Annotated in this window: 10 protein-coding genes; 5 read left to right on the top strand and 5 right to left on the bottom strand. The window is 64.4% G+C overall.

Annotated elements, in window-relative coordinates; genetic code table 11:
- On the top strand, positions 1-490 hold a 490-nt coding region (locus tag ACIQUF_RS23925), incomplete at its 5' end, for an aldehyde dehydrogenase family protein (RefSeq protein WP_403136065.1).
- 78 nt (positions 491-568) lie between these two features.
- On the opposite strand, the gene ACIQUF_RS23920 is transcribed toward ACIQUF_RS23925, so the two are convergent.
- Positions 569-1,039 (bottom strand): RNA methyltransferase, encoded by a 471-nt coding sequence (locus ACIQUF_RS23920; RefSeq protein ID WP_012273680.1) that lies wholly within the window; start codon positions 1,037-1,039, stop codon positions 569-571.
- A gap of 71 nt (positions 1,040-1,110) precedes the next feature.
- A complete protein-coding gene (locus ACIQUF_RS23915) occupies positions 1,111-1,482 on the bottom strand; it encodes a YajD family HNH nuclease (protein ID WP_176517065.1) in 372 nt (123 codons plus the stop codon).
- Positions 1,483-1,613: 131 nt separating this feature from the next.
- Here ACIQUF_RS23915 and ACIQUF_RS23910 point away from each other — a divergent pair, with 131 nt between their 5' ends.
- Positions 1,614-1,892, top strand: a complete 279-nt coding sequence (locus ACIQUF_RS23910; RefSeq protein ID WP_403136063.1) for a hypothetical protein — start codon at positions 1,614-1,616, stop codon at positions 1,890-1,892.
- Here the strand turns inward: ACIQUF_RS23910 and ACIQUF_RS23905 are convergent.
- Both ACIQUF_RS23905 and ACIQUF_RS23900 read right to left on the bottom strand, forming a co-directional pair.
- Positions 1,889-2,356 carry a Crp/Fnr family transcriptional regulator gene (locus ACIQUF_RS23905; RefSeq protein WP_400795717.1) on the bottom strand — a complete coding sequence of 156 codons (468 nt, stop codon included), beginning with the start codon at positions 2,354-2,356 and terminating at the stop codon, positions 1,889-1,891. The genes ACIQUF_RS23910 and ACIQUF_RS23905 overlap by 4 nt on opposite strands.
- Before the next feature lie 190 nt (positions 2,357-2,546).
- Positions 2,547-4,589, bottom strand: a complete 2,043-nt coding sequence (locus tag ACIQUF_RS23900; protein WP_403136062.1) for a S9 family peptidase — start codon at positions 4,587-4,589, stop codon at positions 2,547-2,549.
- 82 nt (positions 4,590-4,671) lie between these two features.
- Between ACIQUF_RS23900 and ACIQUF_RS23895 the strand changes: the two genes are divergently transcribed.
- The 3 genes from ACIQUF_RS23895 to ACIQUF_RS23885 are packed head-to-tail and all read left to right on the top strand — an operon-like array spanning position 4,672 to position 6,488.
- On the top strand, positions 4,672-5,169 hold the full coding sequence (locus tag ACIQUF_RS23895; RefSeq protein WP_403136060.1) for an MFS transporter: 498 nt from the start codon (positions 4,672-4,674) through the stop codon (positions 5,167-5,169).
- Between the two features lie 14 nt (positions 5,170-5,183).
- Entirely contained in the window at positions 5,184-5,957 is a 774-nt protein-coding gene (locus ACIQUF_RS23890; protein ID WP_403136058.1) for a class II glutamine amidotransferase, read from the top strand.
- A 9-nt stretch (positions 5,958-5,966) separates the two neighbouring features.
- Complete coding sequence (locus ACIQUF_RS23885; protein ID WP_400795705.1) at positions 5,967-6,488, top strand: DUF2937 family protein; 522 nt, start codon at positions 5,967-5,969, stop codon at positions 6,486-6,488.
- Positions 6,489-6,495: 7 nt separating this feature from the next.
- On the opposite strand, the gene ACIQUF_RS23880 is transcribed toward ACIQUF_RS23885, so the two are convergent.
- Positions 6,496-7,407, bottom strand: coding sequence for a LysR family transcriptional regulator (locus tag ACIQUF_RS23880; protein WP_403136056.1), 912 nt, complete (start codon positions 7,405-7,407; stop codon positions 6,496-6,498).
- Positions 7,408-7,496 lie beyond the last annotated feature (89 nt).

Here is a 7,496-nt window from a genome sequence, read left to right as displayed (position 1 = left end):
CCCGCTCGATCCGGAAAACCGCCTGGGCGCCATGGTCAGCAAATCGCACTTCGAGAAGGTCAAGTCGTACCTGGAATACGCCGCCGAGCACAAACTCGACGTCGTTCAAGGTGGCGAGGCCGAACAGGGCGTGTTCATTCAGCCGACCATCGTCGACAACGTGGGCCGCGACAACAAGCTGTTCATCGAAGAGATCTTTGGCCCGGTGCTGAGCGTGACCAGCTTCGAGACCATCGACGAGGCGATCGAACTGGCCAACGACACCGTCTACGGCCTGGCCGCTTCGGCCTACACCGGCAGCCTGCGCAACGCGCTGCGCCTGTCGCGTGAAATCCGCGCGGGCGTGGTCACGGTCAACTGCTTCGGCGAAGGCGATGTGACCACGCCGTTCGGTGGCTACAAAGAGTCCGGGTTCGGTGGGCGTGACAAGTCCATCTGGGCCCATGATCAGTACACGGAGCTGAAGACCATCTGGATCAACGCTTCGTGAGCTGATTGCAGGACGGTGCTGTTCTGACGGAGCTCAGCACCCGGCCGCCTCTGGTTTTGCCAGAGGCGGCTTTTTTTGTTACTTGAACTTCGGCCCCGAGCGGGTATTCAAGCCCTTGGCCAGGCGGTCATACAGCACCACATTCACCGTCGCCGCGAGGTTCATGCAACCTTCGGTCGGAATGTAGATGGTCTCTTCGCACCAGCCCCGCACCTCTTCACTTAACGAGCCATCTTCAGGCCCGAAGATGTAGATCGCACGATCCGGGTGGGTGTATTCAGGCAGCGGCCGCGCCCCTTCGACCAGCTCCACGGCAACCGGCGTGCAGCCCAGGGGGATGATGCGCTGCAGGTCATCGATGCCGATCAACGGGATGTCGTAGTGCACGCGCTTGGTGTCGGTGACGAAATCACGCGCGCGTTCATAGCGCTTGCCGGTGTAGAACACCGAGTTGACGCCGTAGCAACCCGCTGCGCGCATCACCGAACCGACGTTTTCCGCAGACTTGGGGTTGAACAGGCCGATGCAGCTGTACCGTTTGTTTGCCACGTGCCGGGGCCCTTCGCAAAAAAAGCGCGATTATACGGGCTCGCCGGCGGCAGCGGGGGCGGTATCGACGGTCAGTCTTTTTTCAGCATGCCAGCCAGGGCGGCAAATGGGTTGTGCGTGGCCTTGGCGATGCTCGGGGTGCTGGTGGAGCCTTCGCTGAAGTACTGTTGGTCGGTGTAGCGCGAGTGCTCGTTGTCGTGGCAGTACAGGCACAGCAGTTCCCAGTTGGAGCCATCCTGCGGATTGTTGTCGTGGTTGTGGTCACGGTGATGCACGGTCAGCTCGCTCAGGCGCTTGCCGGCGAACTCACGGGCGCAGCGCCCGCAAACGTGCGGGTACATTCTCAGGGCCTTGTCGCGGTAGCCCATTTCCTTGTCGCGCTTGGCGTCGGCGAGGATGCGGTCGAGGCGGGCGGTGGCGGCGGAAGTGGAAGCCGAACTCATGGTGTTTCCTTTGTTCTGATCAGGCAGGTGACGGTTATGCCATTGAGTCTAGCGCGCTTGCAGGGCGGGCGGACAGGCGAAAAGGTTCATAAGGGCGTAGCCTGTAGGAATGTTCAGACAGGAGGTGGCTGATGTTACAAGCGATCCTCACCGCGCTGCTGCTGGCCAGCGTGCCCGTGGCCCAAGCCGCCGGCACGCCGCCACGTATCACCACGCCGGTGCCCGGCGCGCCAGGCACCGCGACGCCCACGCCGTATCCGCAGATCACCCCGAGCACGCCGCCCAAGGCCTATGACAATCAGCCGGGTGCGCCACTACTGCCGCCGATGCCGGTGCCGGGACCGCCGAAGGACCAGCCGTTGCCGGGGTTGCGAACGGAGCCGGCCAAGCCGGCGGGGGATGATGATTAGAGCGACAGGCGCTGGCCGTCCTGCATCCGCAGGCGCTTCGACAGGGCCACCGCCAGTGCGCGGATGATCCGCGCGGCGATGCGTGGCGCTTCGTTGAGCATCTTCTCCAGTGAGTCCTTGCCCAGGGTCAGCAGCTGACAGTCGCTGGCGGCGACGCAGGTTGCCGAGCGGCGCTCACCGTCGAGCACGGCCATTTCCCCGAAGGCGCGGCCACTGCGCAGGGTGGCGATTTCGACTTGATTGCCATCGCCATCGAGCTTGCGGACGGAAACGACGCCTCGGTGGAGGATGCACATGAACGTGCCGGCGTCGCCTTCGTTGAAGATGGTTTCGCCTTGATCCATGGTGGTAAGGCTGAAGTAACCGGCGGCGGTGAGGCAGTCGCTGGGCTGGAAGGTGTCGAACAGGCCGCAGTCCATGAGCATGTCGCGGATTTCGGCGCTGAGGTGGGTCGGGTCGGGCATGTGTTGTTCTTCGTGTTGTCCGGTATCTGTTGAACACCCCATCCCGTTGTGGGAGCGGCTTTAGCCGCGAAGCCAGCGACTCGGTGGATGGCACCGGCTTCGCCGGTGTTCGCGGCTGAAGCCGCTCCCACGGGGGCAGAGGTGGTCTTTGCTAATGAAGCGAGACCACTAAGACAACAAAAAACGCGTTTTACACCACGCCCAGCTCAGCAAACACGAACGCATATTCCAACGCCACATCCCGCAGCCCCTGATACCGCCCGCTCATCCCACCATGCCCCGCGCCCATTTCGGTCTTGAGCAGCAGCAGGTTGCTGTCGGTCTTACGCGTGCGCAGGCGCGCCACCCATTTGGCCGCTTCCCAGTACTGCACGCGGCTGTCGTTGTAACCAGCCACCACCAGCATGGCCGGGTAAGGCTGGGCGCTGACGTTTTCATACGGCGCGTAGGCCTTGATCCGCTCGTACACCTCGGGTTCTTGCGGGTTGCCCCATTCGTCGTACTCGGTGACGGTCAGCGGCAGTTCCGGGTCGAGCATGGTGTTGAGCACATCGACGAACGGCACCTCGGCGATCGCGCAGCGGAACAGCTCAGGGCGCAGGTTGAGCACCGCGCCCATCAGCAGCCCGCCCGCGCTGCCGCCGCTGATGGCCAGGCGGTCGGAGGCCGTCACGCCTTGGGCGATCAGATGCTCGGCACCAGCGATGAAGTCGCTGAAGGTGTTGTGCTTGTGTTCCTGTTTACCGGCGCGGTACCAGGCTTCACCCAGCTCACCGCCGCCGCGCACATGGGCGATGGCAAAGCCCACGCCGCGTTGCAGCAGGCTCAGGCGGGCGTGCGAGAACCACGGGTCGAGGCTTTCGCCGTAGGCGCCGTAGCCGTACAGGTAGAGGGGGACGGTCTTGCCCAGGTCCTGCTTGCGGCGTACCAGGCTGATCGGCACCTGGGTACCGTCCGCAGCGGTGGCCCACAGGCGCTCGCTGACATAATCGTCGGCATCGAACTCGCCCAGTACCGGGGTTTGCTTGAGCACCACCTGCACGCCGCTGGCCAGGTCCAGCTGACGCACCTGGGCGGGCCGGTTGAGCGCTTCGTAGCGCAGGCGCACGCGGCTGCTGGCGAACTCCAGGCTGTCCTGCACGTACAGGCTGTAGGCGGCGTCCGGCAGTTCGACGCGGTAGGCCGGCAGGCCTTGCGGGCGCACCTCGATGATCGGCAGGCCGCCTTCGCGCAGGCTCAAGGTGAGGGCGCCGGCATTCAGGCTGAGGCCTTCGAGCATGATGTCGTCGCGGTGCGGCACCAGCACTTGCCACTGCTCGCGTGTTGGCACGTGATCTGCCGGGGTTTGGTACAGCGCGAAGTTGATGCCGTCCTGGTTGCTGCGGATGAACCAGCGCCACTGGCCATCGAGCTGGCCGTGGTCGGGGAAGTATTCGTGGCCTTCGACACGCGGCGCCAGGCAGGTGAAGTCAGCTTGCGGCGTTTCGGCGTCCAGCACCCAGGCTTCGCTGGTGGTCTTGCTGTTGAGCAGCAGCACCAGCTGCTTTTCCGAGCTGGAGCGATAGCAGTGCAGGAAGAAGCGGCCATCGGCCTCCTCGAACACCGTGTGCGCGTCGGCTTCGCCCAGGGTATGGCGGCGCAAGCGCCAGGGCCGGTGAGTGTCATCCAGTTCGGCGAAGAACAGCGTCTGGCTGTCGTTGGCCCAGGTCAGGCTGCCGTCGCAGTCGTCGAAGGGCAGGGTGGTGACGTTGCCGCTGGCCAGGTCCTTGACGTACAGGGTGTAGATTTCGTCGCCGCTGGTGTCGAGGCTGTAGGCCAGCAGGCGGTGGTCGGGGCTGATGTTGAACGCACCCAGGGCCAGAAAGCCGCCGTTGGCCAGGGCGTTGGGGTCGAGCAGCAGCTGTTCCTGGCTTTCATCCACCGTGTTGGAATCGTCCGCCGGGCGAGGGCAGCGATAGTGGCGCGGGTACTCGTCGCCCGCAGTGGTGCGGGTGTAATACAGATATGGCCCCCAGGGCGATGGCAGCGACAGGTCGGTTTCGAGGATACGGCCCTTGATCTCTTCGAACAGCTGCTCGCGCAGCGGCGCCTGGTCGGCCAGGCAGGCTTCCTGGTAGGCGTTTTCCGCCTGCAGGTAGTCGAGCACTTCAGGGGTGTCGCGCTGTTGCAGCCAGGCATAAGGGTCGGCGGCCTGGTCCTGGCGGGCGATAGGGGGCTGGAGCGCGTTGGGCATCGGGGATCTCTTGGCTAGGGGGCGCCTGCGCCCGGAAAAGTGTTTATCATAGGCAACTCTTTGCCTGGCTTGCACGAACACCATGACCGAGAACGACTATACCCTCGCCTGGGGCCTCTACGCCGTTGCTGCCCTGGGTTGCATCTGGGTGGGTTTCAAACTTACCGGCTGGATGTGGCGCTGGCTGCGCGAGCCGCTGCGAGTGATCCTCGCGGTCCTGCTGCTGACCCCGACCGTGGTCGACCCCGGCAAGGACGCCATGGCCCCGGCCGTGGCCATCACCGCCCTGGACGTCGCCTTCAAGGTCGGTAATAACGCCTGGCGCGCCGTGTCGGACTTCGCCATGTATGGCCTGATCGCCTTTGGCCTGTATCTCGCCTTTGTGCTGTTGCGCTGGCCGCTGGAAAAACGCGCCCGCGAGCGCCGTGAACAGGCCGAGGCCGCCGTCAAGCGCCAGGCCGCCGAGGATGAGGCGGTCATGGTCGACACGCCGCTGGCCGGCGAACGTCGCGACCGTTACCGCAATGACCAACCGCCTGCCGCCCCCGCTGGTGGTGGCCGGGTCGAGCCACGTCTGTAAGCCGGGAGGCCACCATGTGCGAACTGCTGGGCATGAGCGCCAACGTCCCCACCGACATCGTCTTCAGCTTCACCGGCCTGATGCAGCGCGGCGGACGAACGGGCCCGCACCGTGACGGCTGGGGTATCGGCTTCTATGAAGGGCGCGGCCTGCGCCTGTTCCAGGACCCGGCGGCGAGCAGCGAATCGGAAGTGGCCAACCTGGTGCAGCGTTACCCGATCAAGAGCGAGGTGGTCATCGGCCACATTCGCCAGGCCAATGTCGGCCGGGTGTGCCTGTCCAACACCCACCCGTTCGTCCGAGAAATGTGGGGCCGCAACTGGTGCTTCGCGCACAACGGCCAGCTCGGCGAGTTCCAGGGCGAAGCGACCTTCTACCGGCCGATCGGCGACACCGACAGCGAAGCCGCCTTCTGCGACCTGCTCAACCGCATCCGAGCCGCCTTCCCGGAACCGGTGGAAGTGGAACAGCTGCTGCCAGTGCTGGTCGAAGCTTGTGCCGAATATCGCGGCAAGGGCGTATTCAACTGCCTGCTCAGCGATGGCGACTGGCTGTTCTGCTTCTGCTCGACCAAGCTGGTACACATTACCCGTCGCGCGCCGTTTGGTGCCGCGCGCTTGAAAGATGTCGACCTGATCGTCGATTTTCATACCGAAACCACCCCCAATGACGTGGTCACGGTGATCGCCACCGAGGCCTTGACCGAGAACGAGACCTGGCGGCGCTACGAGCCCGGCCAATGGGGCCTGTGGCGGCACGGCGAATGCGTGGCGCAGGGCCAGAGCTAAGGACGCTGCATGTTCAGAAGTTACCTGCGGTTGCTGCTGTTCACCTTCGGCCTGCTGGCCGGTATCCAGGTGCCTGGGCTGGTCAAGGACTACAGCCAGCGGGTCGAGGCGCACCTGTTCGAATCGCGTCAGGCGCTCGACGGGTTCAAGCAGACCGCCGAGCGCTTCTTCAAGGGTGACCTGCAGGCCTTGTTACGGCACTACCGCAGCAGTGACGACCCGGTGTTCAACAGCGATGCCAACAGCATCGAGAGCCTGATGATCCGCAACCAGTTACTGGAAGACGAGTGGCAGGCGCTGCAGGGGTCATGGGTCACCACCACCTGGCATGTGCTGGTGCAGCCGGACCCGCAGCTGCGGGAAGAGACGCTCAAGGGGTATAGCTACCAGATTCTGCTGGTGCCGGAGGCGATTGGCTGGGGCGTTGGCGCCGGGTTCGTGCTGGCATTCGTGGTCGAGAGCCTGTTGCTGGGGATTGGCTGGGTGATTCTCGGTGGGCGGCGCAAGGCGGTGAAAGAGAGCTGGCGCTGACACTCACTCAGACCAACACAATCCGCTGCCCACCCACATCCCGCGCATACCGCTCCAGCACCTGCCGGCAAACGCCAACCACCTCATCCACCAGCGCCACGCCAGTCTGCCAGGCCACCACCAACTCCAGGCTCGGCGGTGGCTGCAGGCCCTCCAGCAGCACCAGCTCACCACGGCTCAACTCGGCTTCCACCAATGCCGGTGGCAGCGCGCCAATGCCAAAGCCATCGCGTAGCAAGCGGGTAATCGCCGCCACCGAGTTCACGCAGTTCAGCCGTGGTGTTTCGACACCCGCGCCCTGCAACAGGCTGAGCACTTCCTGATGCGGCCGCGAATTCTTCGAGAAGGTGACGATACGCTCACGGGCAAGCTCGGCCAGCGAGGCGTAATCGCGATGTTGGGCCCCACCTGCGGCCACCACCCAGCCCATGGGGTAGCGCGCCAGGTCCAGGCTGCGGATTGACTGCTCGCGCAGCAGGTCGGTCTGCAGGATCACGTCGAGAAAGCCTTTTTGCAGCTGTTCGCGCAAATTTAGCGCCGTATCGGCCACCAGTTCGATCTCGACCTGCGGGTAGCGCTCGCTCAGCTCGGCCACCAGCGCGCTCATCCAGGTGTGGATCACCGTATCCATCACCCCCAGACGGATACGCCCGACCTTGGCCCGGTCGCTGTCCAGCGACTGCTTCATGGCCTTGGCGGTATCGAGCATGCGCTCGGCATACTCCAGCACCTTGCTGCCCTCCGGGGTCAAGCTGACGCCGCGCGAATCGCGCAGCAGCAGCTTGACCCCAAGGTCGGCCTCCAGCGCGGCGATGCGGCTGGAGACCGACGCCTGGGTGGTGAACAGTTTTTCAGCGGTGAGACGGAAGCTCTTGAGCCGGGCGACCCACACGAAGGTTTCGAGGAAGCGAAGGTTCATGATCAGTTTTTCTTGTTCCAGACCGGCGGTTTTTCTCGTTGGACGCAGCTGGCGCGGGCTCTGAACATGACGCACAGGCCGCGACGCCA

Origin of the sequence: Pseudomonas sp. NPDC090233, assembly GCF_044772285.1 — a bacterium.
Taxonomy (GTDB): Bacteria; Pseudomonadota; Gammaproteobacteria; order Pseudomonadales; family Pseudomonadaceae; genus Aquipseudomonas.
This window is presented reverse-complemented; position numbering and strand designations above follow the sequence as displayed.

Bases quoted from the DNA above. Each gene is read 5' to 3' on its own strand.
- ACIQUF_RS23915 (WP_176517065.1), bottom strand. From the start codon at position 1,482: ATGAGTTCGGCTTCCACTTCCGCCGCCACCGCCCGCCTCGACCGCATC.
- ACIQUF_RS23910 (WP_403136063.1), top strand. From the start codon at position 1,614: ATGTTACAAGCGATCCTCACCGCGCTGCTGCTGGCCAGCGTGCCCGTG.
- ACIQUF_RS23905 (WP_400795717.1), bottom strand. From the start codon at position 2,356: ATGCCCGACCCGACCCACCTCAGCGCCGAAATCCGCGACATGCTCATG.
- ACIQUF_RS23900 (WP_403136062.1), bottom strand. From the start codon at position 4,589: ATGCCCAACGCGCTCCAGCCCCCTATCGCCCGCCAGGACCAGGCCGCC.
- ACIQUF_RS23895 (WP_403136060.1), top strand. From the start codon at position 4,672: ATGACCGAGAACGACTATACCCTCGCCTGGGGCCTCTACGCCGTTGCT.
- ACIQUF_RS23890 (WP_403136058.1), top strand. From the start codon at position 5,184: ATGTGCGAACTGCTGGGCATGAGCGCCAACGTCCCCACCGACATCGTC.
- ACIQUF_RS23885 (WP_400795705.1), top strand. From the start codon at position 5,967: ATGTTCAGAAGTTACCTGCGGTTGCTGCTGTTCACCTTCGGCCTGCTG.
- ACIQUF_RS23880 (WP_403136056.1), bottom strand. From the start codon at position 7,407: ATGAACCTTCGCTTCCTCGAAACCTTCGTGTGGGTCGCCCGGCTCAAG.